Annotated in this window: 24 protein-coding genes and 1 tRNA gene; 18 read left to right on the forward strand and 7 right to left on the reverse strand. The window is 34.1% G+C overall.

Annotated elements, in window-relative coordinates; genetic code table 11:
* Positions 1–237: 237 nt before the first annotated feature.
* The gene (locus V1503_RS15855; RefSeq protein WP_214480278.1) at positions 238–564 is read left to right on the forward strand and encodes a DUF4190 domain-containing protein; all 327 of its coding nucleotides are present in this window, start codon (positions 238–240) and stop codon (positions 562–564) included.
* A 30-nt stretch (positions 565–594) separates the two neighbouring features.
* Here the strand turns inward: V1503_RS15855 and ispG are convergent, their stop codons facing one another.
* The 3 genes from ispG to V1503_RS15870 form a co-directional block, all read right to left on the reverse strand.
* The gene (gene ispG / locus V1503_RS15860) at positions 595–1701 is read right to left on the reverse strand and encodes a flavodoxin-dependent (E)-4-hydroxy-3-methylbut-2-enyl-diphosphate synthase (RefSeq protein ID WP_410629450.1); all 1107 of its coding nucleotides are present in this window, start codon (positions 1699–1701) and stop codon (positions 595–597) included.
* A 124-nt stretch (positions 1702–1825) separates the two neighbouring features.
* Complete coding sequence (gene yqfZ / locus V1503_RS15865; protein ID WP_410628127.1) at positions 1826–2176, reverse strand: protein YqfZ; 351 nt, start codon at positions 2174–2176, stop codon at positions 1826–1828.
* A gap of 224 nt (positions 2177–2400) precedes the next feature.
* Positions 2401–3174, reverse strand: coding sequence for a DUF1189 domain-containing protein (locus tag V1503_RS15870; protein ID WP_410628129.1), 774 nt, complete (start codon positions 3172–3174; stop codon positions 2401–2403).
* Positions 3175–3462: 288 nt separating this feature from the next.
* On the opposite strand from V1503_RS15870, the gene V1503_RS15875 reads away from it, so the two are divergent.
* The 11 genes from V1503_RS15875 to phoU all read left to right on the forward strand — a co-directional run bounded on the left by V1503_RS15875 (position 3463) and on the right by phoU (position 16008).
* Positions 3463–5088, forward strand: a complete 1626-nt coding sequence (locus tag V1503_RS15875) for a Na/Pi cotransporter family protein (protein WP_410628131.1) — start codon at positions 3463–3465, stop codon at positions 5086–5088.
* Positions 5089–5377: 289 nt separating this feature from the next.
* Positions 5378–5860 carry a DUF456 domain-containing protein gene (locus V1503_RS15880; RefSeq protein WP_410628133.1) on the forward strand — a complete coding sequence of 161 codons (483 nt, stop codon included), beginning with the start codon at positions 5378–5380 and terminating at the stop codon, positions 5858–5860.
* Positions 5861–5905: 45 nt separating this feature from the next.
* A tRNA-Ile gene (locus V1503_RS15885) sits at positions 5906–5979 on the forward strand.
* Between the two features lie 262 nt (positions 5980–6241).
* Positions 6242–6850 carry a superoxide dismutase SodA gene (gene sodA, locus V1503_RS15890; RefSeq protein WP_214480273.1) on the forward strand — a complete coding sequence of 203 codons (609 nt, stop codon included), beginning with the start codon at positions 6242–6244 and terminating at the stop codon, positions 6848–6850.
* Positions 6851–7250: 400 nt separating this feature from the next.
* Positions 7251–8543, forward strand: coding sequence for an MFS transporter (locus V1503_RS15895; protein WP_410628136.1), 1293 nt, complete (start codon positions 7251–7253; stop codon positions 8541–8543).
* Between the two features lie 94 nt (positions 8544–8637).
* Complete coding sequence (locus V1503_RS15900) at positions 8638–10809, forward strand: peptidoglycan D,D-transpeptidase FtsI family protein (protein ID WP_410628138.1); 2172 nt, start codon at positions 8638–8640, stop codon at positions 10807–10809.
* Between the two features lie 470 nt (positions 10810–11279).
* Positions 11280–12236 (forward strand): PstS family phosphate ABC transporter substrate-binding protein, encoded by a 957-nt coding sequence (locus V1503_RS15905; RefSeq protein WP_410628140.1) that lies wholly within the window; start codon positions 11280–11282, stop codon positions 12234–12236.
* Between the two features lie 117 nt (positions 12237–12353).
* Positions 12354–13262 (forward strand): phosphate ABC transporter permease subunit PstC, encoded by a 909-nt coding sequence (pstC, locus tag V1503_RS15910; RefSeq protein WP_410629451.1) that lies wholly within the window; start codon positions 12354–12356, stop codon positions 13260–13262.
* Positions 13263–13299: 37 nt separating this feature from the next.
* Positions 13300–14142 (forward strand): phosphate ABC transporter permease PstA, encoded by an 843-nt coding sequence (pstA, locus tag V1503_RS15915; protein ID WP_410629452.1) that lies wholly within the window; start codon positions 13300–13302, stop codon positions 14140–14142.
* 167 nt (positions 14143–14309) lie between these two features.
* Positions 14310–15137 (forward strand): phosphate ABC transporter ATP-binding protein PstB, encoded by an 828-nt coding sequence (gene pstB / locus V1503_RS15920; protein ID WP_214480268.1) that lies wholly within the window; start codon positions 14310–14312, stop codon positions 15135–15137.
* A gap of 211 nt (positions 15138–15348) precedes the next feature.
* Complete coding sequence (gene phoU, locus V1503_RS15925) at positions 15349–16008, forward strand: phosphate signaling complex protein PhoU (RefSeq protein WP_214480267.1); 660 nt, start codon at positions 15349–15351, stop codon at positions 16006–16008.
* Between the two features lie 106 nt (positions 16009–16114).
* On the opposite strand, the gene V1503_RS15930 is transcribed toward phoU, so the two are convergent.
* The 3 genes from V1503_RS15930 to rpmG form a co-directional block, all read right to left on the reverse strand.
* Positions 16115–16621 (reverse strand): hypothetical protein, encoded by a 507-nt coding sequence (locus V1503_RS15930; RefSeq protein WP_410628152.1) that lies wholly within the window; start codon positions 16619–16621, stop codon positions 16115–16117.
* On the reverse strand, positions 16614–17009 hold the full coding sequence (locus V1503_RS15935; RefSeq protein WP_214480265.1) for a hypothetical protein: 396 nt from the start codon (positions 17007–17009) through the stop codon (positions 16614–16616). The genes V1503_RS15930 and V1503_RS15935 overlap by 8 nt, the downstream gene beginning before the upstream one ends.
* A gap of 389 nt (positions 17010–17398) precedes the next feature.
* Positions 17399–17548 carry a 50S ribosomal protein L33 gene (gene rpmG / locus V1503_RS15940; RefSeq protein WP_214480264.1) on the reverse strand — a complete coding sequence of 50 codons (150 nt, stop codon included), beginning with the start codon at positions 17546–17548 and terminating at the stop codon, positions 17399–17401.
* 479 nt (positions 17549–18027) lie between these two features.
* Between rpmG and V1503_RS15945 the strand changes: the two genes are divergently transcribed.
* The 6 genes from V1503_RS15945 (at position 18028) to V1503_RS15970 (ending at position 24103) form a co-directional block, all read left to right on the forward strand.
* Positions 18028–18597: a 5-formyltetrahydrofolate cyclo-ligase gene (locus V1503_RS15945; RefSeq protein WP_410628154.1), complete on the forward strand. Its 570-nt coding sequence runs from the start codon at positions 18028–18030 to the stop codon at positions 18595–18597.
* Entirely contained in the window at positions 18590–19375 is a 786-nt protein-coding gene (locus tag V1503_RS15950) for a DUF92 domain-containing protein (RefSeq protein WP_214480262.1), read from the forward strand. Before V1503_RS15945 ends, V1503_RS15950 begins: the two co-directional genes overlap by 8 nt.
* Before the next feature lie 298 nt (positions 19376–19673).
* The gene (locus tag V1503_RS15955; protein WP_214480261.1) at positions 19674–20624 is read left to right on the forward strand and encodes an L-lactate dehydrogenase; all 951 of its coding nucleotides are present in this window, start codon (positions 19674–19676) and stop codon (positions 20622–20624) included.
* 389 nt (positions 20625–21013) lie between these two features.
* The gene (gene yqgO, locus V1503_RS15960; protein WP_214480260.1) at positions 21014–21196 is read left to right on the forward strand and encodes a protein YqgO; all 183 of its coding nucleotides are present in this window, start codon (positions 21014–21016) and stop codon (positions 21194–21196) included.
* Between the two features lie 431 nt (positions 21197–21627).
* Positions 21628–22350: an HAD family hydrolase gene (locus tag V1503_RS15965; RefSeq protein WP_410628157.1), complete on the forward strand. Its 723-nt coding sequence runs from the start codon at positions 21628–21630 to the stop codon at positions 22348–22350.
* A 205-nt stretch (positions 22351–22555) separates the two neighbouring features.
* Positions 22556–24103: a rhomboid family intramembrane serine protease gene (locus V1503_RS15970; RefSeq protein WP_410628160.1), complete on the forward strand. Its 1548-nt coding sequence runs from the start codon at positions 22556–22558 to the stop codon at positions 24101–24103.
* Here the strand turns inward: V1503_RS15970 and V1503_RS15975 are convergent.
* Positions 24075–24956, reverse strand: a complete 882-nt coding sequence (locus tag V1503_RS15975; RefSeq protein WP_214480257.1) for a hypothetical protein — start codon at positions 24954–24956, stop codon at positions 24075–24077. The genes V1503_RS15970 and V1503_RS15975 overlap by 29 nt on opposite strands.
* Positions 24957–25019 lie beyond the last annotated feature (63 nt).

Raw genomic sequence — 25019 nt, forward strand, 5'->3', positions numbered from 1 at the left:
TGTTGTATTTCGTACTAAGATATAAACACGTATACATCTCGTATACCTGGCATCTTTACTAATTTATGATCATGGATGATCGAAAAAAACGAATTGTACTGTACATTTTCAATAATAGCAAGATAATTTATAAAAAGATGCTTCCAATAAAAGCAAAGATTAACACAAATATTTCTTTCCTAGAGAACAATACTAAATAATGCCCCTCTTTAACATAAGAAAGTGAGGTATATAAACATGGCTCAGGAAAGAAATGATGATGGTTATCGAGATAACTATAGAAATGATCCAGAAGCGGATTTTATGGAAGAAACATCAACGGAGTTTGCAGAACCTATTCAAGCTTTAGGTAGTACGAGGGAAGTGGAAAGTAACTGGGTAGGTTGGCTTTCCTTGGCTCTATCGATCATTTCACTTTTTGTCGCTCCAATTCTTTTTGGAGCTGCAGGTATCATATTAGGCTTTGTTGCCCGCAGAAGAGGAGCAGAAGGAATGGGGGCATGGGCGATCGGAATTGGTATCGTATCCATTGTTCTGGGCATCTTTATACTCCCATTTTTTTAACATGATGAAAAAAAGCTTGACAATTATATGTCAAGCTTTTTCTGTTTGCTGCTTTGCGTAATGCTCTGCTGCTATTTTATCAATTTCTTTCTTAAGTTCTTCGACCATGGTTTCTTCAGGGACTTTACGAACAATTTCACCGTGGCGGAAAAGGAGTCCTTCACCTCTAGCCCCTGCAATCCCTATATCAGCTTCTCGAGCCTCTCCGGGACCATTCACAGCACATCCTAAAACGGCTACTTTTATCGGCGCTTTAATTGTTGAAATATAGTCTTCTACTTCATTAGCAATACTAATAAGGTCTATTTCAATTCTTCCGCAAGTTGGACATGAAATTAAAGTTGCTGCATTTGAGGCAAGCCCAAAAGATTTAAGTAATTCTCGAGCTACTTTTACTTCTTCTACGGGGTCTGCACTAAGAGAAATACGAAGTGTATTTCCAATCCCTTTACTTAAAATGACACCTAAGCCAGCTGCACTTTTTACTGTTCCTGCAAATAAAGTACCTGATTCAGTAATGCCTAAATGTAAAGGATAATCAAATGCCTTTGCTGCTTTTTCGTAAGCCTCGATTGCTAAATTTACATCCGAAGCTTTCATGGATACAATGATATCACGGAAATCAAGATCTTCTAATATTTTGATATGGTGTAACGCACTCTCAACCATACCGTCGGCAGTAGGGTATCCGTATTTCTCGAGTATCTTTTTCTCAAGAGATCCAGCGTTAACACCAATTCGAATAGGTATATTTTTTTCTTTTGCAGCATTTACGACAGCTTCAACTTTTTCACGTCTTCCAATATTCCCTGGGTTAATGCGAATTTTGTCTGCGCCACCTTCGATTGCTTTGAGGGCTAACTTATAGTCAAAATGTATGTCAACTACAAGTGGTATATCTATGCGACTTTTTATTTCTGCAATGGCATTGGCAGCTCGTTCATCTGGACAAGCAACACGAACTATTTGACATCCAGCTTCTTCTAACCGTTTAATTTCTGCTACGGTAGCTTCGACATCATGCGTTTTTGTTGTGGTCATACTTTGTATAACTAGTTCGTTATTTCCACCAATTGTTAAATTACCAACTTTAACTGGACGAGTTTTGGTACGATGTATAATTTGACTCACGTATATATCTCTCCTTCAAGGATTATCTTCTAAATATATTTGATCTTATGTCCTATAATTACAGTATCTTTTTGCTCATAGAATATTGTAACAGTGAAAATATAAAATTGACAAGAATTTAACAGAATTCTTAATAGTCATACATAGGGAATTTATATGTTTGGCCTGCTTGCAATTGTTCTGGTTTTAAATTGTTATTTAAAGCTTCAAAATCATTTAAGAGCTGCTCCATTGAAACAGGAATGGGACCATTATATAACTCTTCGACAATAGATATCACTGTATCGCCTCTTTTAACCTTAACAAGCTGATGTTCCATTTGCTGTGTATTTAATGGCGATTCATCCCGATCAACGAATGGCGTATTTTCTTCTGTATTATTTTGTAAATTAATTACAGGTAAAGTGCCAATGCTTATATCATAATAAAAGATATAAATAACAAATAAAAATAAGATAATGCCTATCATCTTTTTCTTCATTATTTCCACCCCGTTTGCATCGCTTTTATACCTATGTATGCATGTCCAAGAAAAATATTCCTAAAAATTTGTAAAGAATGCATATTAGTAATAATTAATAACAGTCCGAGCTAGACATAATGTTAAGTTTACAATAGTTCTACTTACGTTATTTATTTAGGATGAATTGTTAAATGAGGTAAAATAAAAACAGAGTAAGCCCTAGTAGGTCTACTCTGTTTTGTTTATTTCTTCGGATTAGGTATTTGTTGAATGGCTAATGACAAAATGATAACACTTATAATAACATTTAACACAAATTGTGCAGGAAGTACGATGTGAAAAGCATCCATTAAGGTGAAAAATAAAGTCGGTATTGTTACACTATATGCAGATAAAATCCACGAATGTCGATATGTAATCTTTTTTGTTAAGACACTATTTATGATCAACCCGATGAACGCGAGTAACGTAATGCCTAGAAATTTCATACCGCTAGAAAAAATATACATGATAAGAATGAAAACAGGGATGATAATTATTAATAATGAGTCTAATGTGTTTATGAAATTTAGCATATCATCACTAGAAAATGATATATCCCCAAAGCTTGAATAATAAAATGATTGCTCATTGTCATTAGAAACATATACAGCTCTGTTTTTTAGCAACGCCAAGCCATCACCATCAATAATATTAACAGTGTCAATAATTGATATATTTTCACGACTATCGATGATTAACGAAAAATCATTTTTTGAAATGAGAATTGGTTCTTCGTCAAGGGTAGATAACTGACCATCCTCAATGTAAAAAGAAGGGAGGTCTGACTCAAAAACCTCATTCACAGTATTAACACCTTTAGAAATATCACTGGCAATAAAATATGCTGTAGGTATAATAGAGATGAATGTTAATAAAAACACATATAAAATTGTTTTTCCTATACCTTGAAAACGAAATTTAGCTATATCATTAGTTGAGTATAAGCTTTTAACTAATTGTCTGAAAATAGACATCTCAATAATCCCCTTTATTTTCTTTTTCTCTATCATAATTATTTTAGCGTGGTGAAAACTATAAAACAACGTCTAATATGAATGGTCATTTTATAAGTTGAAATATTGCTTTTTCCAGTTATTTGCGATAAGCACTAGCAGAAATTGTCCACCTTTCATTCGATTGTTAAGCTATTGTAAATTCTTTATTAAAAACCTTTACAATTCTAATGTATTTCGTTAATAATTGTATAGGGTTTTGTAAGCTTGTGTCGAAACTAGTCAGATAATTTTTCGGAGGTAGAAAAAGTGGAACTTGATGTTCAAAAGATGATTTTTGAATTTATTGGTGGTTTAGGTATCTTCTTATTTGGGATTAAGTACATGGGAGATGGACTGCAAAAATCCGCAGGTGACAAATTAAGAGATATTTTAGACCGCTTTACGACCAACCCATTTATGGGTGTCTTAGCTGGTATTATTGTAACAGTGTTAATTCAAAGTAGCTCAGGTACAACTGTTATTACAGTTGGTTTAGTCAGTGCTGGCTTTATGACTTTAAGGCAAGCAATTGGTGTAATCATGGGGGCAAATATTGGGACGACTGTTACTGCATTTATTATCGGTATCAAATTGTCAAATTACGCTCTACCGATTATAGCAGTAGGGGCTCTCTTACTCTTTTTCTTCAAAAATAAGAAAATTCACAATTTAGGTCAAGTAGTATTTGGCTTTGGTGCACTTTTTTATGGTTTGAAACTAATGAGTTCGGGGATGAAGCCACTACGTTCACTCGAATCGTTTGCTGAGTTAACAGTGAACATGAGTGAAATTCCAATTCTTGGAGTAGCTATTGGAACAATCTTTACTGTCATCGTGCAAAGTTCGAGTGCAACCATTGGGATATTACAGGAATTGTATGGTCAAGGTCTGTTGAGTTTAAATGCTGCATTGCCTGTTTTATTTGGTGATAATATTGGTACAACGATCACTGCGATATTAGCTTCAATTGGAGCATCAGTTGCAGCTAGGCGAGCTGCTCTGACACACGTATTATTTAATTTGGTTGGAGCAACCATATTTCTAGTTGGATTGAAGCTCTATACACAATTGGTTATTATGCTGCAAGAGGCATTTAATTTAAACCCAGAAATGACCATAGCATTCGCGCATGGAGCGTTTAATATAACGAATACGTTGATTCAATTACCGTTTATAGGTGTGTTGGCATATATTGTAACAAAACTTATACCTGGTAATGATTCGGTAGTGGAATATAAAGCTAAGCATTTGGATCCTAACTTTATTGAGCAATCACCATCTATTGCATTAGGTCAAGCGAAAGAAGAAGTTGTTAGAATGGGTGAGTTTGCTACTCTAGGTTTAGAAGAGTCACATAAATATTTAAATAGCAATTTGCAGAAACATGCTGATCTATCTATGCAACTAGAGAGTGCCATCAATAATTTAGACCGGAAAATTACTGATTATTTAGTATTACTCTCTTCAGCTTCATTGTCACAAAATGAATCAGAAGAGCACTCAGTGTTAATGGATACCGTACGAGATATTGAACGTATAGGTGATCATTTTGAGAATATTGTGGAGTTAGTTGATTATCAGCTATCAAATAAAGTGAAGATGACTGATTTAGCAAAAGCTGATTTAAAAGAAATGTTTGAATTAACAATTTCTACTGTGAAAGAATCAATTCAATCTCTTGAAGAAAACGATAAAGAATTAGCACGAGAAGTTGTGAAGAAAGAAGACAAGATTGATAAGATGGAAAGAACATTGCGTAAAAAGCATATTTTACGATTAAATGAAGGCAAATGCTCTGGACAAGCTGGAATCGTATTTGTGGACATCGTAAGTAATTTAGAACGTATAGGTGATCACGCTGTTAATATCGCTGAAGCGGTATTAGGAGAGTAAAAATAATCATATAATCACAAGAGAGGTATGTTGGAAATCGAAATTGGATTTTTAATATACCTCTTTGTTATACGCTATTTTTCAATTCATTGTTCCGTTCCAGAGATTTAAGCAAGTATACACCTAGTGTTCGTGGCATTTTGCTGCTTTAACATTTGCTCTTACAATACTCAATATACCGTCCATATTTAGTAAAAATAGCAACAACAGAGCCTTGTAAGTTAATTGACTTACATAAACAATCGGTGCTAGTATGAAATTGCTATTAACAAGTACAGGAGGCTTGGTGATGGAGTTATTGATTTGGATAATAGTGATTTGCTGTTTTATCATTTCTTTTGTGGGTTTAATATATCCGATTATTCCAAGTGTACTTTTTATCGTAGCAGGGTTCTTAATTTATGGGTTTCTAATTAGCTTTGAGCAATTTTCAACGTTATTTTGGATGATCCAAGGAACTTTTGTTTTGTTATTATTTGGTGCTGATTATGCAGCAAATCTAATCGGTGTCAAAAAGCTAGGTGGGAGCCAAGCCGCTGTATGGGGTAGTACAGTTGGCTTACTAGTAGGACCTTTTGTAATACCAGTAGCTGGGATCATTCTCGGGCCATTTCTAGGTGCTGTTATAGCAGAGTTAGTTGTTCACAAGAAAAATGTAAAAGAGGCGACAAAAATTGGCTTAGGGTCATTATTTGGATTTTTAAGTGGTGTAGTGGCAAAAGGGTTCATCCAATTTATTATGATTATATATTTTTTATTTACTGCTTTGTAAAGAAAGTTTTACAATGTTAGTATGGTTATATGGAGCTTTTGACATGGACCCTTAGCTCAGTTGGTTAGAGCTGACGGCTCATAACCGTCCGGCCGCAGGTTCGAGTCCTGCAGGGTCCATCTAAGCAAGCCTTTCAGGAATATATTGAAGGCTTTTTTTAGTTTGATTGAATGAGAAGAGTTAAAAATACATATAGTAAATTAGGGTTTGTTACAAGCAAATTAATTGAAATATTGTGGAAAATTTGCTAATCTATAAGCAACGGACTTAAGAAACATTCATGTTTAGTAATTATGAAAATGAATGTTGCACAGTTCACATTTTGTGTTCAAAAGTCTATGATTGAACACAGTTCATTACATAATTTGAGGAGGAATTATTATGGCATTTGAATTACCAAAATTACCTTATGAATATGATGCATTAGCACCTCACATTGACAAAGAAACGATGACAATTCATCACACAAAACATCACAATGCATATGTAACAAATCTTAATGCTGCATTAGAAGGAAATGAAGAACTTCTAAGCAAAAGCATTGAAGATGTAATGAGTAACTTGGACGCTGTTCCTGAAGCTGCTCGTACTGCAGTACGTAACAATGGTGGTGGTCATGCGAACCATAGCTTATTCTGGACGATTTTATCTCCAAATGGTGGGGGCGCACCTACTGGTGAGCTTGCAGATGAGATAAACAATAAGTTCGGAAGCTTTGATAGCTTCAAAGAAGCGTTTGCAAAAGCTGGCGCTACTCGATTTGGTTCAGGCTGGGCATGGTTAGTTGTTAACAACGGTGAGCTAGAAGTGACGAGCACACCAAACCAAGATACTCCACTTATGGATGGAAAAACGCCAATTCTTGGATTAGATGTATGGGAGCATGCATATTACTTAAACTATCAAAACCGTCGCCCTGATTACATTTCAGCTTTTTGGAATGTTGTAAATTGGGATGAAGTAGCTAAGCTTTATTCAGCTGCGAAGTAAATAGGAAACAAAAAAACAACAGAGGGTATAACCTCTGTTGTTTTTTTGTTATAAACTTTTACTTAGGTTGTTTTTCGGCATAAATTATTGTCTTTCAATAAAAGTTAAACACGAATATAACTAACGTTTGGGGCATTTTTTCTTCTCATACACATTTAATAATTAATATATATAAGCAACAGTTTACGGATAAAGCCATTGCTAATGTTGTTTAATAAATCCAATTGATGTTACGTTTATTTGTCAAAATATTAATAGTTGTGTTCGTGTTTATGATTAATACGGCAACAATTTTTTCCTGCTTCATACATGTCATACATTTAAAAAGCCTATTTCTATATACATAACTAAATCGCCTAATTGGAAAACTACTTTGTAGATAAAGAAGGGGAGTTTTTCAATGTCGGCTTTACGCAAGTTAATTGGTGATGTGGATGTTAATAAGGATTTACTATTATTATTAATAATTGGAGGGCTGTATGCATTAAGTATTGCTTTATCAAATACATTCGTAAATGTGTATTTATGGAAGCAGTCAGGTCAATTTAAAGATTTAGGGATTTACAACTTATCAATTGTTATTATGCAACCATTAACATTTATAGTAGCGGGAAGATGGGCAAAGAAGATCGATCGCGTTCTCGTACTAAGGCTAGGTGTAACATTTCTTGCAATATTTTTTATAGCCGTTCTTTTTTTTGGTGATCAAGCATCTCGGTATTTAATCGTTCTTGGGGGACTGCTTGGAATTGGTTACGGGTTTTATTGGTTGGCTTATAATGTTCTTACCTTCGAAATAACTGAACCAGAAACACGTGATTTTTTTAATGGCTTTTTAGGAATTGTTACTTCATTTGGAGGGATGATCGGTCCCATAGCTGCAGGTTTTATTATATCTAGGATGGAAAAATTCACAGGATACACTGTTATTTTTTCAATATCTCTTGCATTATTTATCGGAGCTGTAATATTTAGCTTGTTTTTACAACCAAGAGCAGCAGAAGGTGACTTTGTATTAAAGAGGATCATCCAAGAACGAAGGCATAACAAGAATTGGGCAAATATTACTAATGCGCACTTTTTTCAAGGTGTACGAGAAGGAACCTTTGTCTTTGTTGTTTCTGTCTTAGTATTTATTACAACGAATAGTGAATTAGCTCTAGGGACATTTGGATTAGTAAATTCAGCAATTTCATTTGTTGCATATTATTTAGCAACGCGATTAATAAAACAAAAATATCGAAAAAAGGCAATCTTAATAGGTGGCTTGTTGCTATATATGTCCATTTTTTTAATATTATTTCATGTCACTTATACAAAGCTCATCATGTATGCTATCGCCATCGCAATTGCTTATCCGATGCTTTTAGTTCCATACATTTCATTAACTTATGATGTTATTGGCAAGGGGTGGAATGCAGCACAAATGAGAATTGAATATATAGTTGTACGTGAGTTGTTTTTAAATGGTGGAAGGATTGTCTCAATTTTATTATTTTTAATTGCAGTATCTTTTTTTGATGAACAAGTAAGTATTCCTATCTTGTTAGCCGTCATAGGTACTGGCCATGCGTTCATTTATCTTTTTATAAGAAATATCGAGTTTGTAGATGAAAAAAATGTAGAATCAAATAAACAAGCTGACGAATGTACTCAACAAGTTGGAAATCGAGAAGGTGGTTCATCTGTATAGTTGAATTGCCTTTTTCATATTTTAACAATGGAAAATTCAGCTGCTATTATATAAAATAAATATTAATGAAATAATTAATGTAGTAGGTGAATGAATGAAAAAGAAACAGAAAAAAAGTAAAAAGAAAAGGAATCATCTCCCATTTCGGTTGAATGTGCTATTTTTTATCGTTTTTTTACTATTTTCTACCCTGATTTTAAAGCTTGGTCTTACTCAGATCGTTTACGGGGAAGATTACAAACGTGAAATTGAAAAAAAGGAAGAGGTGACTGTTAGTGCATCCGTTCCAAGAGGAAAAATATATGATAGGAACGGTAATGTCATTGTGGATAATATACCGTTAAACGCGATTACATATACAGGTTTTCAAGGTACAACAGCGGAAGAGCGTCTCGAGGTTGCGAGAGATCTTGCAATATTTATTGATAAGGATACTGAAAGTGTAACTGAACGTGATAAAAAAGACTTTTGGCTGTTAACACACCCTGAAGAAGCTTTAGAAAAAATAACAAAAGAAGAATTAAATAAAGAAGATGACGGTGAACTTGAAGCAAAAGATATATATAAGCTTCAGCTTGATAGAATCACTGAAGAGGAACTTGCCACAATAACTGGACAAGAGTTAGAAGTCTTAGCAATATATAGAGAATTCAGTGGATATGCACTCACACCACAAATCGTCAAAAGTAGAAGTGAAAATGAAAATGATGAAGTTACTGAAGAAGAGTATGCAGTTGTAAGTGAACATTTAGCTCAATTGCCTGGTGTGGATACGACCACAGATTGGTTACGTGAATACCCATACGGTGATACCTTTCGAACAGTATTGGGAAATATTACATCTTCAAAGGAAGGATTACCTTCTGAAGTAGAAGACTATTATGTCGCCAAAGAATATAGTCGTAATGACCGTGTAGGTAAAAGCTATATTGAGAAGCAATACGAAGAAGTGTTACATGGACAAAAAGAGAAGGTAAAAAATATTACAGACAAGGCAGGCAATCCACTTGATCAGGAAGTAATTACTGAAGGTGAAAACGGTAAAGATCTTGTTCTTTCTATTGATATGGATTTGCAAATTGCTGTTGAAAAAATTATTGAAGAAGAATTATTAAATGCCAAAAGCAAGCCAGGATCTGCATTTTTAGACCGTGCTTTTGTTGTTATGATGAATCCATCAACTGGAGAAGTGCTATCGTTAGCAGGAAAGCAATATACGACAAATGAACAAGGTGAAGTAGAGCTTTGGGATTATGCTATCGGGACGTTTCAAGAAGCTTTTGAAATGGGATCAACAGTGAAAGGCGCAACTTTGTTAACTGGGTATGAAACAGGTGTTGTTAATCCTGGTGAGAGCAAATTAGACGAGGTATTATATATTAAAGGTTCTCCCCCAAAAAAATCATGGGAGGTAATGGGCCGGATTAATGATCTTTATGCTCTTAAAAGGTCATCAAACGTATATATGTTTAAAATTGCAATTTCATTATTAGGTGGAGAATATCAAAGAAACCAACCTATACCTTCAAATCCAGAAGCGTTTGATTTATTTCGCTACTATTTTAACCAATTCGGATTAGGAATAAAAACAGGAATTGATTTGCCAGGAGAAGGAACTGGTTATGTGGGACAAGACACAACTTCAGGTTTACTGCTAGACATGGCCATTGGACAATATGATACATATACGCCTCTACAGCTAACACAATATGTGTCAACGATAGCCAATGGTGGTTATAGAATTAAGCCTCAAGTTGTGAAGGATATTCATGAGCCATCTCCCGACCAAGAAGGGTTGGGACCTGTATTAAAAGAATTTGAACCTTTGGTGTTAAATAAGATTGACATGAAGACAGAATATATTGAACAAGTGCAAGAAGGGTTTCGTCAAGTTATGCAGGAAACTGGAGGAACAGCCTTCGGTCATTTCGGAGCGAGTACTTACAAACCTGCTGGAAAAACAGGAACAGCTGAGGTATATCCAGACGGAGAAACACTTGCTTATAACTTAACATTAATTGGATATGCTCCATTCGATAATCCTGAGGTCTCATTTGCTGTTGTTGTTCCAAACGCTGATACAACAGGTAAAAGTCAAATAAACAAAGATATTGGTAAAAGGATCTTGGACACATATTTTGATCTCAAACAACAAAGGGCAAGTGGTACAACACAGCAATCTACGGAAGAAGCTACTAATACAGAGTCGGAAGTAATTGATACAACAACTGAAGCTGAAAATGAAATTGAAAATGAAAATGAATAAAGGTTTACATTTTATAAAAAAAGCACTTCAACCTTGAGTGCTTTTTTTTGTGGTTTCACAATGAGAGGTATCTATCATCATTTATGACTGCTTTTCTTCTATATATATATTCAAATTAATACCACATCGTTTACAAAAAAGGTCAGTTGCTATGTTAATACAAATTAAACTGATCCTTAAAATCCTGCCTAGTCACTCGACTTGCTGCTCTCCGAAGGAAAAACACCTATATTCATACAGCTATTCTTCTATAAAACTACGACAATCCGAGAAAAATACATCTAGCTTGTCTAACTTACTATCATTAGCAATAATTTTTACGAAAAGAAGATTATTATTCAACAAAGCTCAGCATAATATTCGATCTTTACAATAGTTTAACAAATGGTTAAAACCACATTAATAGTCAAGCGTTATTCTAATAACGGTAAGACAAAACAAACGAATTTTTCCTAGGGGGAATAATGAAGATGAAGAACTTTAAAGTTTTAGCATTATCAACAATGTTAGGAGCAACGATGGCTTTTTCAGCAGCTTGTGGCTCCGATGAAGCATCAGATGATAACACTCAATCTGAAGCTGGGGATAAACTTCAAGGATCGGTCATCATAGACGGCTCTTCTACTGTATTTCCTATTATGGAAGCAGTAGCATACGAATATTATAGTGTGCAACCAGAAGTAGAGGTTCCAGTTGGATTATCTGGTTCAGGAGGAGGCTTTAAAAAATTCGTCGTAGGGGAAACGGATTTAAGCAATGCTTCACGTCCGATTAAGCAAGAAGAAGCGGATATAGCTAAAGAAAATAATATTAAATATATTGAATTAGAGCTTGCATTTGATGGCTTAACAATTGTAGTAAACAAAACTAATGACTTTGCAAAAGATTTAACTGTTGAAGATTTACGAAAGATTTGGTTAGAAAACGATTCTCTTGAAACAAAAAAATGGTCTGACATAAATCCTGATTGGCCAGCAGAAGAAATAGAATTTTATGCTCCAGGCACAGATTCAGGAACATATGATTACTTTGATGAAGTCATTTTAGAGGAAAAACAAATTGAAGAAGATAACATTACGTTATCAGAAGATGATAACACGCTTGTCACAGGTGTTTCTGGTGATGATTATGCTATTGGGTTCTTCGGATATGCTTATTACCTAGAAAATCAAGATAAATTAACTGCTGTAAAAATTAACGGGGTTGAACCTAATGGGGACACAATTGAAACAGGTGAATATACACCTTTATCACGTCCATTATTCACATATGTAAATGTTGAATCTTTAGGTGAAGCACAAGTATATGATTTTGTTCATTACACATTAGAAAATGCAGCTACAGCAGCTGAAGAAGTTGGTTACGTACGTTTACCTCAAGAACAATATGATGAGCAATTGGCAAAAATTGAAGAACACAAAAAATAAAGAAAGAACATGTAGTGAGAAGCGGTGGGTGATGCTTCTCACTCTGTTATGGGTGGAAAGGGGTTTTCATTAGTGGCTATCGAAAGACCAAATATAGATAGATATTCAGTCAAAGAGATGATCCAAGAAAACAAACAGAAAAAGGGCATTTCAAACATGGCTGAAAAGTTAGTACCAAAAATATTATTTATTACTGCACTTATCTCTGTATTAACTACGGTAGGGATTATCTTTACCCTTATATTTGAGACGATAACTTTCTTTAATAGAGTATCAATTGTAGATTTTTTTACGTCAACAGCTTGGAAACCATTCTCATCTAGTAATCCATCATATGGTATAGGTGCATTGATTTCAGGTACATTGCTAATTACAGTCATTGCAATGATTGTGGCAATACCGATCGGTGTTGCTTCAGCTATATTTTTGAGTGAATATGCTTCAGAAAAGACTAGAAAGATTATAAAACCGATTCTTGAAGTGCTAGCTGGGATCCCGACAATTGTTTATGGTTTTTTTGCATTAACGTTTGTAACACCTATACTTCAAAAGATTATTCCTGGTTTATCAATTTTTAACGCCTTGAGTCCAGGTATCGTTGTTGGAATAATGATTATTCCAATGGTTGCCTCATTATCTGAAGATGCGATGAGCTCGGTTCCTAATAAAATTCGTGAGGGAGCATTAGCTTTAGGTGCAACGAAGTTTGAAGTGGCAATCAAAGTTGTTCTTCCTGCAGCTTTATCTGGTATCATTGCATCATTTGTCTTAGCTATTTCTAGGGCGATTGGTGAAACGATGATTGTAACTGTTGCAGGTGGTGCAACACCTACATTTTCATTAGACGTTACGCAATCGATACAAACGATGACTGCTTACATCGTACAAGTGAGTTTAGGTGATGCGGGCTATGGAACAACGATTTATTACAGTGTTTATGCAGTAGGGATGACCCTATTCGTATTTACTTTAATAATGAATTTGATTGCTCGTTATATTTCACGCCGCTTCAGGGAGGAATATTAACATGAAGTTAATTGATAAAGATCGTGTTCAACGCTTAATGTCAAGAAGACTACTGAAAAATAATTTGTATAAAATTCTTTTTTATGCTGCAACAATGTTTGGATTAGTTGTGTTAGCAATGTTATTGTATCGGGTATTGACTCAAGGATTAAGCTGGTTAGATTTAGACTTTTTACAAAATAATGCTGCTCCAAGAGCAGAACGGGCAGGAATTAAAGCAGCGTTAATTGGCTCGATTTGGCTAATGGCTGTCGTTGCTCCTGTTTCAATGATTATTGGTATAGGAACCGCAATTTATCTAGAGGAATACGCGAAGAAAAATCGTTTTAATGATTTTATTCAAACAAATATTTCAAATTTAGCGGGAGTACCATCAATCGTTTTTGGTTTATTAGGATTAACAGTATTTGTTAGAGCTTTACATTTAGGCACAAGTGTATTGGCTGCGGGGTTGACGATGAGCTTATTAATATTGCCAGTTATCGTTGTTGCATCACAAGAAGCGATAAAAGCTGTGCCGAATGAATTAAGAGAAGCATCTTATGGTATGGGGGCAACGAAATGGCAAACAATTCGTAGAGTAGTTTTACCTGCTGCCATCCCAGGTATGTTAACAGGTAGTATTTTAGCGCTTTCTCGTGCAATTGGAGAAACTGCTCCATTAGTAGTTGTTGGAATTCCAACCTTTGTTATGTTCTTACCAGATAATTTATTAGACTCATTTACTGCCATGCCATTACAAATATACAACTGGACTGGAAGGCCACAAGAAGATTTTCAACATGTAGCTGCAGCCGGAATTATTGTGTTGTTGGTTGTCTTAATTGTTATGAATTCAATAGCTGTATTTATTAGAAATAGATTTGAAAAACGTTATTAAAAAGGGCAATTTTTTGAAAAATTATGGTGTCCTCTTAACTAAATTACAACAGTAAAAACGAGGATTTATCCACGTAGGTATAATTTTAAACGTTATTAGTTCTAGCTATGAAAAGTGAAAGCAGCCTAAAAAATAGAGAACAATAAAATGATGATGGAGGGTTTTCAATGAACATTACAACGGTAAAACAACAAGATAGTAAAAGTGTAATAGATGCGGGTTCGAAGGCATCTGCTAACAAGGAAATTGTCTACCAAACGTCGAATCTTAATTTATGGTATGGAGAAGATCATGCATTAAAAAATATTGACCTAGATATAGCAGAAAATGAAGTAACAGCAATCATTGGGCCATCTGGGTGTGGAAAGTCGACATTTATTAAAACACTGAACAGAATGGTTGAGCTTATTCCTATTGTGAAGACATCAGGACAAATTTCATACAGAGGTAAGAATATTTTTGACAAGTCTTATCGGGTCGAGGAGCTTCGTACACAAGTAGGGATGGTTTTCCAAAAACCAAATCCGTTTCCAAAATCAATTTACGAAAATATCGTATATGGTCCAAAGATACATGGGATTAAAAATAAAAAGGTGCTGGATGAAATTGTAGAGAAAAGTCTAAGAGGAGCGGCAATTTGGGATGAGGTAAAAGACCGCCTTCATGAAAATGCATATGGTTTATCAGGCGGGCAGCAGCAACGTCTTTGTATTGCAAGGTGCTTAGCAATTGAACCAGATGTAATTTTAATGGACGAACCGACTTCAGCATTAGATCCAATCTCTACTTTAAAAGTAGAAGAGCTTATACAGGAGTTAAAGCAACAGTACAGTATTATCATTGTTACACATAATATGCAGCAGGCAGCTCGTATTTCAGAGAAAACCGCATTTTTCTTAAGCGGTGAGGTAATTGAGTTTTCAAATACTGATAAACTATTTTCAACTCCTAATGATAAACGAACTGAAGATTATATAACTGGTCGCTTCGGGTAAAGAGCGTTGGATAAATAGGTCAAAAAATGACAGAGAAGAACCACTGGTGGAGAATTTACTTTTTTGAAGCTATTAGTATACGCTGAAATCGTATTTCATGATGAAGGAAGCCGATTGCAACTTTGAATTAGTCAGTTTTGTATAAATAAAGATTTTCCCAGGACTTTTAACCGTAATATAAGGTAATCCATATATGATTGGAGAGAAAAGCATGGTTGTAAGAGGAGCATTTGAACTTGATTTACAAGTACTAAAGGATAAATTAGTAGAGCTAGGTCAACTTACAGATCAAGCATTAAACGAGTCAATAGAAGCACTCACTACTCAAAATATTGATCAGGCATTAACGGTCATTGATGACGATACACCAATAGATCTCTTAGACGAAGAAATAAATGATTTTGCTATTTTATTAATTACAAAGCAACAACCTGTAGCTATTGATTTACGAAGAATTATAGTAGCAATAAAAGTATCTACAGATGTAGAACGAATTGCTGATTTTGCAGTTAATATAGCAAAAGCTACGATTAGAATTGGTGAAAAGAGGCACATAAAATCCTTGGATAAGATCGTAAAGATGCAGGAGCATGCTATACAAATGTTAAATCTTGCAATACAAGCTTATGAAACAGAAGATGTACTATTAGCGAAAAAAGTTGTAGAGATGGATGACTTTGTTGATCAGTTATATGGTGAGAATATTAGAGAGCTTCTCGAGTTAACGAAGACTAACAGTGAACAAATGTCACAAATAACTCAGCTATCGTTTGTTTGTCGTTATATCGAACGCATAGCAGATCATGCTACGAATATTGCGGAAAATATCTTTTATATTGTTAAAGGAAAACGTTACGAGTTAAATGATTAAATAGAGCAAGAATAAGAAAAGATTTGATGAACTTTTCGAAAAACGACTGAAAAAATAAACCAACCTGATATATGATTCAGGTTGGTTTATTAACGTTAAGTTCATATTATTCAGTAATCGTCTTTTCTGTTAGTAAACTTACAATATTTTCAATTGTCATATTACTGCTAACCTCAAACTTTCCAACCTGAATTTGGCGGGTAAGCTTTTGATCCATAAAGTATTGTTGTAGTTCCTTACCGTTTGATATAATTTTAGCTTCCTCTAGTATTGAAGAAATTTCTGAGCTTGTCATACCAGTGTTAACTTGTAAATGGTATATACGGATAGGTTCTGATTGAGGTTCATGTTGATTTGTTGAATTATTATCTTCACTAATAACATTTTCGCTAGATTCATATTCTTGTATGATCAAGCTTTGTTCTTTTACTTGATCCTTTAATAACTTTATTTCAGCTTTAAGCTCTTCAGAGTCTGGGACAACATGATCAGCTGTTCTTCTCGTTTCAAGGATAGTTTGTTCTGAGCCTGATGTTATAAAGTAAATGGAGCCTAACACAGTAGTAGCTGTAATCAAACCAGATGAAAATGCTCGTAAACTATGTTTATTCAACATGATTTCCTCTCATTCTGCTAAGGTGATTAACAATGATTCCAACCTCTTCTATTGTTAATGAAGTCTCTTTAGCTATTTCGTCAACAGTTTGTCCAAGGTTCAATAATGATTGAATTTGTTCATGTTTAGCGTCATGCGTTGCTTTTGTTCGTAGCGTATTGTTTTCTTGTTGTTGAAAAGTGTTATTGGGTAACACACTTTCGTTGACAAGAAGCTCTTCTTCCAAGATCTTTAGTTTCTTTTTCACTTGATAATTGTCTTGCATAACTGATAAGGATAATTGTTCTATTTGTTTTTCTAAGTCACCTACTTTATCTTTACTAACAAATGAAACAATAAGTAAAATAATTGCAATAGAGAATAAAATAACAATTGCATAATCCATCAAATCACCCCAAAATATTCTATTTCTATATACTGTTATATCATAATTTTGTAATAGTTAGCTGTAAAATGTAAAAAAAGATAAGACTCTTTTTGATAAGTTTGTTGATATTCGTATTAATGATAGTAAGATGAGTTTTTATCTGGACACCTGGTTTTCACAAGTAGAAAGGGTGATAAGAAACTTAAATAAATATGTGTTTATATGATAGTATGAAAAGCATTAACCTTTTCAAAAGAAGTCAAAAAAAAGAATTATACATCATAAAGTAATATGAAACATTTTGCTGGTAGAAGAAAGTTAACAGGAGACTTACTATATTTCCTGATGAGGTGAATCAAATTAAGTAGGTAAGAATAAAAAAAGCAGTAGGAATGTATTCCTACTACTTACTTAGTTTCACGATGAAGAGTTGATTTTTTATCTCTTGAGCAATATTTTTTAAGCTCAAGGCGATCTGGGTTGTTTCGTTTATTTTTTTTAGAAATATAGTTACGCTCTCCACATTCTGTGCAAGCTAATGTAATATTTACACGCATGTTCATATCCCTCCAAACATTAAGCTTTAAATCAGACTATACAATAATACCATTATTCTATATGAAATTCTAGTGTCTTTTTATGATTTTCCTAATAACACTTTTATCTACTTTATGGAAATTACGAATGATGTATAGCGCTTAAATTAATTTCATAATCGCAAACTAATACTTTTTTTGCACTTTTCGTAAGCTTTGTTGCTATGTTATAAAATTAGAAGCGCAAGAAGAATTTTATATGTTTGTCATCGTCTTAGAATAGGCCACGCATTCTTAGTCTAGTAGTGGACGTGTTTATTTCTATCTGAAAACAACCTTTTGCAAAATCATTTAGAAGTATTTGATTTTTTGCTACACTTAAAGAATAGGCCCCATCCGTTTTATTCTTTATCAATACAGCAATTGCAATGTAATTACATTCATTTGTCGTTTATGATGGAAATGCAAGTACTAAGAAATTTATACTGAAGGTGATTATAATGGAAGAAAAGTATCATCTGCGTAATATAGTGAAAAAGTCTTTACATAAAATAGACGACTACACCTACCATGATTGGTCTCATTTAATCGCTCAACGCCTGTTTTCACATCGTCTGTGGAAAAATACAAATACAATTGGAATTACTATATCTAAAAGGCCGGAAGTTGATACAATTCCAATTATAGAAAAAGCATGGAAGCATAATAAAAAAGTAGTAGTACCAAAATGTCATCCGAAAAAGAAGAAGATGACATTTAGGGAAATTAGCTCTTTTGATCAACTGGAAATGGTTTATTATGGCTTACAGGAACCTATAGAGGAACAAACAAAAGAGACAGCATCTCATGATATAGATTTATTAATTGTACCAGGATTGTGTTTTACAAAAACTGGAGATCGTCTGGGATTTGGTGGGGGATATTATGATCGATATTTAGTCAATTATATAGGTAATACAGTTTCGTTAGCCTTCGCTATTCAAATAGTGCAGGCTTTACCAACTGAATCATTTGACAAGCGTGTGCAAAGAATTCTAACGAATGAAGAGGAAATTATTTGTAATGAATGATAATTATTTATTTTATTTTGCAATCATATTTGTAGCGGCTCTTAGCGGTAAAAGACTTAAATCGCTATCTTTATCTGGTGCAATTGCAACAATCATCATTGGGGTAATTGTTATTTTGGGGTTTGGGTGGAAAGGACTATTTATACTAGGTAGTTTTTTTGTAAGTTCAAGTCTGTGGAGTAAGTTCAAGCTGGAAAAAAAAGCATTCGTAGTAGAAAAAGTGGCAAAAGGTGATGAGCGTGATTGGGTACAGGTTTTGGCGAATGGGGGTGTGCCCGCCTTTGCTAGTTTGTTATATTATTTTGACCCAGTAAATATTTGGCTATACCTTTTCCTAATATCTATTGCAGCGGCAAACGCAGATACGTGGGCTTCAGAGTTAGGTACTTTGAGTAAGAAGAAGCCTTTCTTAATTACCACAATGAGGAGAGTGGACCCAGGAACGTCTGGAGCGATGACAATATTAGGTACTGTTAGTTCGTTAGGTGGTGCTTATTTTATTGCAATACTTGCATCCTTGATTTGGAATGAATTGACGATATTATTGATACTATTCATTGGTTTATTTGGATTTATTGGGAGCTTAATTGATACACTACTCGGGGCAACTGTCCAAGTTGTATATCAATGCCCAAAGTGCTCGTTAGTTACTGAAAAAACAGAACATTGTGGTATAACTTGCGATCATTTGAAAGGCTTCCACTTTTTAAATAATGACATGATTAATTTATTAGCTATCACAATTTCGGCTTTATTGGGTGGGCTCATTTTACTCTAGGTTATAATGAATATTTTCATTCTCTGATCAGTGAATAAAATTGTAACAATATCGCAATATATATAACGCTTACATAGTATTTCAAACGTTAGAAATTAGTGTATATTTATTAATGTAGGAACAAAGTAAACACCATAATCAATATCATTATAGTTTAAAATCTGCGGATATATTTATATTTCGTTCGTGTAGGAAACAACTTTGTTTTGAGAAATTTTGTTGATTGAGAACTGTTGAAGTTATTTGCAGAATGCTTTCAAAGAAATTTTTTGATATATAAGAAAGGTGGTATATATTTATGGCTAATAATGTTAATCGTGTTGTACTAGTAGGAACTGGGGCAGTAGGTTCTAGCTATGCGTTTGCTCTTCTTAATCAGGGGGTAACGGAAGAATTAGTGTTAATTGATTTAAATAAAGAAAAATCAGAAGGGGATGCAATGGATTTAAACCATGGGGTTGCTTTTGCGCCATCTCCTACGAAAATATGGTTTGGTGACTATAGTGATTGTCAAAAGGCTGACATCGTTGTTTTATGTGCTGGTGCAAATCAAAGACCAGGTGAAACTCGATTGGATCTTGTAGGAAAGAACGTTAAAATTTATAAAACAATTATTGATCAAGTAATGGCTAGTGGTTTTGATGGAATTTTCATCGTCGCTGCAAACCCAGTTGATATATTAACGTATGCAACATGGAAACTTTCTGGTTTACCAAAAGAACGTATTATTGGTTCAGGGACTATTTTAGATACAGCACGTTTTAGATATTTAATTGGTGATTATTTTAATGTAGATGCAAGAAATGTTCATGGTTATATAATCGGTGAGCATGGAGATACAGAGTTACCAGTGTGGAGCCATGCAGATATCGGTGGAAGATCTATTGTAGATATAGTAAATGATGAAAATGAATTTAGTAAGGAAGATTTGGATGAAATATTCGTTAATGTCCGGGATGCCGCATACCAAATTATTGAACGCAAAGGTGCGACCTATTATGGTATAGCAATGGGCTTAGTTCGACTTACTAAAGCTATATTACAAAATGAAAATTCTGTTTTAACTGTATCTACTTACTTAAATGGGGAATACGGTGAGCAGGATGTTTATATTGGAGTTCCGGCAATCGTTAATCGACAAGGGATACGTGAAATCGTAGAATTAAAACTTGATAAAACTGAACAAGAACAGTTTTCACATTCAGTCAAAGTCTTGAAGGACACTATGGGACCAGTGCTAGGAAATTAAATATGTACAATAAAAAGGGGGAGACCCCTTTTTTTATTTTCAGTTTTGTGAAGATTAGCTATTATTGAGCAGATAGTCGGTCCTAGATAATTGTTGTAATAAGACTCTTTCCGTAAACCTTGTTGCTCATGTTCCTGCCCTAGAGGATTAAGATGTCCACTTTAAACAACAGTCATCGTTTTATAGTAGAAAGGCTGCCAAGAAATTTAGTATTTTAAAGTGTGTAAACCTTATTAGTAAAGAAGAAATAAGGTATGTGAAAACTGCCCTTTATAAAGGCTTGTTCTGTAATTAAATGTGCATGATTAAATTAAGCATATAACCTTTTGGATATCCTATGGATAAAATGACTTAAAAAGATAAAAGGTATATCTAAGGAGGTTGCACATATGGAACTAAGGTTTTTTCGATTTATTATACTCATCGTACTTGGGTTTTGTATGTATCGCTACCGTTATAGGGTAGCAGATGCTTTGTTACAGATTCCTTTTGTTAGCAAAATGTTTGTCAGATTAACAATGAAGATTCCTTTTATAAGAGAACAATTTATTAACACAGCCTTTCGAGTCTAGTTAGACTCGAAAGGCTTATATTTGTTAATATATGTACTACTAGATATAATGGTAAAAAGACAGAGCTTTCTATTTGATGTAGCTAATAACTAAAAGGGGTTTTTGGGGTATTAATACCGTTAGAAAAGTAAGCTACCATTAATTCAACAACAGCCTTTACTTAATTAGAACAGCTAGATGAATATTTAATATTATTCGTCTTAGTAAGAAAGGTTCTTTTCGTAAACCTTGTTGCTATCGTTCTTAAAATACGTTCAACACAACAGCAAATCTAGTTGTACACGTGTTTATTTTTTTATATGTAAAACAACAAACTATACGAAAACAGGTTTTAAAAAATGACACCCGCCCTGTGTATTTGGAATTTCTTATTGTATACGAAAAGCGACACTCAAAGAGGGAACATCCTAAGACAAAAAAAGAGGGTACATATGTATTGGGATTTAATTGGATTTGATTTGGATAATACAATTGTTCATTATGAAAGAACGTTTCAAAGAGCAATGATACATTGTTATGAAGTATATATGTACACAAACCATCTTCACAACAAAATTGAAGCAGATATATGGTTTCCTGTTTTCAAAAAATATTGTGACATGTATTGGCCTCTATACGAAAATAATTGCATGTCTAGAAAGGAATACAGGCGTAAGCGCTTCGTTCATTCAGCTAATGAGCTTGGACTACTTGTAACAAAAAACATGGCAGACGAATTTCAAGAAGAATTTGACCGGGTAGTTAGTAAATATACAGTACCAATAGATGGGATTACGAGAATTTTATCAGAATTAGTGCAAAAGCAACTTCGACTCGTTGTCATCACAAACGGTAAAATGGATATACAATATAGAAAGGTTATACAAATGGGTTTGCAAACAATATTCCCAAAGGAATTTGTGATTGTTTCAGAAGATGTAGGTGTTGAAAAACCACAACAGCAGATTTTTGATCACGCGAAAAACGTTGTGAATATGGAAGTGAAAAAAGCACTATACATAGGTGATTCATGGGAACTAGACGTGTTAGGTGCTAAACAAGCAGGTTGGGATGCAATTTATTTTAATACAAGAAATCAACAGCCTTCTACAGCTGATTGCATATACGGAACTTGTAGCCAAATTGATGAACTTTCCGAATTGCTTCATATATAGAAACTACTATAGAAGGACCTTTAAGTAAACTTTGTTTGCTATCATTCCTTGGATGTCGTTTTAGAGAAGATAAGATAGCACCATAACAAGTTGTATACGAGTTTTGTTGTTAGTGTGGGATTAACAATAATCTATGCGAATACAGCCTATTAGAAAGATTACTTTAGTGACTAATATTCAAACAATTCAGAGGGGAGATTACCAATTGAATTCTAAGCAAGACGTTTTGTACTGGGGGATCATCAATCAATTAGTAGTTCAAGAAAATTATAGGATCCTAACTGTCTCAAATGACCACCAAGAAATTTGGCTGGAGCCGCCGACAAGAAAGAAAAAGAGAGTAATCAGAATATTGAGACATGACCTTGATTGGAGTAATTGGCTCGAGCGTGACATGCAAGTAGTTCTACAAAAAGTCGATAGCTTACGTAGAAAAACGATTAGAAGAGGTTTAGAAGTTGTAAATTTGTACATATCAACTTTCCCCCCTGTTGATGACTGGGAATTTCGAACTAAAGAGCCCCTAGTTGCTGGCAAGAATAGTGAAACGAAAGTACATTCATTTGTTATTCATTCAGAGAATATTCAACAGGGATTAAGTGATATATCACATTTACTGCAATTTCATCCACGTGTTGACACTGATAAGATTTTAACAGAGCCATTGTTGTTAGAAAATCTAAAAAAAGAAGTATTTACAGTTGCACAACAAAAGGTCAAAACAGAGCAACAATTGTTTCAGTATGGGAAACCAAGATGGACATATATTTTTATTATGATTCAATTAGGAATGTTTTTTTTATTGGAATTTAGTGGTGGGAGTCAAAGTTCTCAAGTATTAATGAAGTTTGGGGCAAAATACAATCCATCAATTCTGGCAGGTGAGTGGTGGAGATTTTTTACTCCAATGTTCTTACATATTGGCTTCTTACATTTGCTTATGAATACCGTAGCATTATTTTATTTAGGATCCGCAGTTGAAAAAATATTTGGTAGCACGAGATTTTTTATCATTTATATGTTTGCTGGTTTTTCAGGAACTTTGCTAAGCTTTGCCTTAAGTTCCTCACTATCAGCAGGAGCATCCGGGGCGATCTTTGGATGCTTTGGTGCTTTGTTATTTTTTGGAGTTATACATCCTAACTTATTTTTTAGAACAATGGGTATGAATATACTTATAGTGATCGGCATCAATTTATTATTTGGGTTTAGCGTACCATCAATTGATAATGCAGGACACATAGGAGGGCTTATAGGTGGTTTCTTGGCGGCAAGTATTGTCCATTTACCTAAACATAAGCACTTAGTGAAGCAGACGATATTCTTATTAACTACTGTGATTTTCGTCTCTGTGTTTGCCTATTTAGGTTTTTCTTACCCTAAATTTGATCCTGCTGTATCCCTGTCAGTTGCCCAAGAGTATATAGACAAGGAGGATTACCAAGCGGCTTATGATTTATTGCGAAATACATCACAAGACCATCAATATGAGGCAGACCAACTATTTTTATTATCTTATATAGAAATAAAACAAGGTAACTTTGATTTAGCTAAACAAAACCTACTAACAGTAATTGATATAGATCCGTTATATGATGAGGCTTATTTTAATTTAGCATTGATTTATACACATGAAGGTAACTATGAACAAGCTTTAGAGTTGTCGGAAGATGCATTAGATATAAAACCAAATAATAAAGATTATAAAGAATTATATACACAACTTATGAATTCGAAGGAATCTGTTGAATAAGTTTTACAGCTTCACCATCTCTTGTTTCAATTAAAATAATCAGATGAGTATAATCTTTACTAAGTAAAATAAGAGGTATGGTACTACCAACTGGCTCTATAATGGTACCATCCTTTTTTTTAATGCCCAGGAAATAATTTTTGTATAACCCCTCCCATAAATTACCCAGGATTTGTTGTGACTTTTCAGCATTATTATTAATGAATGGTTTGTCATTAAATAGTACAATGTCTGAAAGAGGAATTTGTATATAATTTTTCAATGGTAATTGAAAATGATCTACTAAACGCTTCCAACTATACTGTAATTGCTGTTTTACAGCATGATCTAAAACATACTTCCACTCCTTTTGTTCCTTATTTTCCGCTATTCGAAATGATTGCAGGGGGGCAAATAAAGAATTAATTACGTACAGCTCGTCAAAACTCATTTGTTGGCTACTTTTAATGTTCAAATCATCATTATGTAATTCAGCATGATGGTAGGAGATTGTCACAAAGTATCTGCTTTCATCCGCTTGGATTTTTTTGTATTGGGCAATTTTCTCACTGTAATCCTCCCACTCTGAGAGAGTATCTAGTAATCTCCCATTCGCATACAGCAAAGAAATATCTTGTCTTAAATACGCTTCTCTATCTAAAACTGAGGTGACATCCCATTCAATGATATATTTATTATTTTTTGGTTTATCCAATAGCGTAAGTGTGCTGTCTGTATGAGTAAACGTTACATCAGGATCTATAGGGAAGTAAATGATGCTTTCTTGTGTAGTGTCATGTTGTACAAAAACGAACAGTATTGCTGTGAAAATTGAAAAAAGAGCTAAAATGATAAAAAACGATCGTCTCTTCATACTAACCCTCCGTAGCATAGGAAAGATGTTTACTAACTAGCTAACTCATTTTTTAGGACTTAC

It is taken from the genome of Nanhaiella sioensis (assembly GCF_046557775.1).
In the GTDB taxonomy this organism is placed as follows: Bacteria; Bacillota; Bacilli; order Bacillales; family SM2101; genus Nanhaiella; species Nanhaiella sioensis.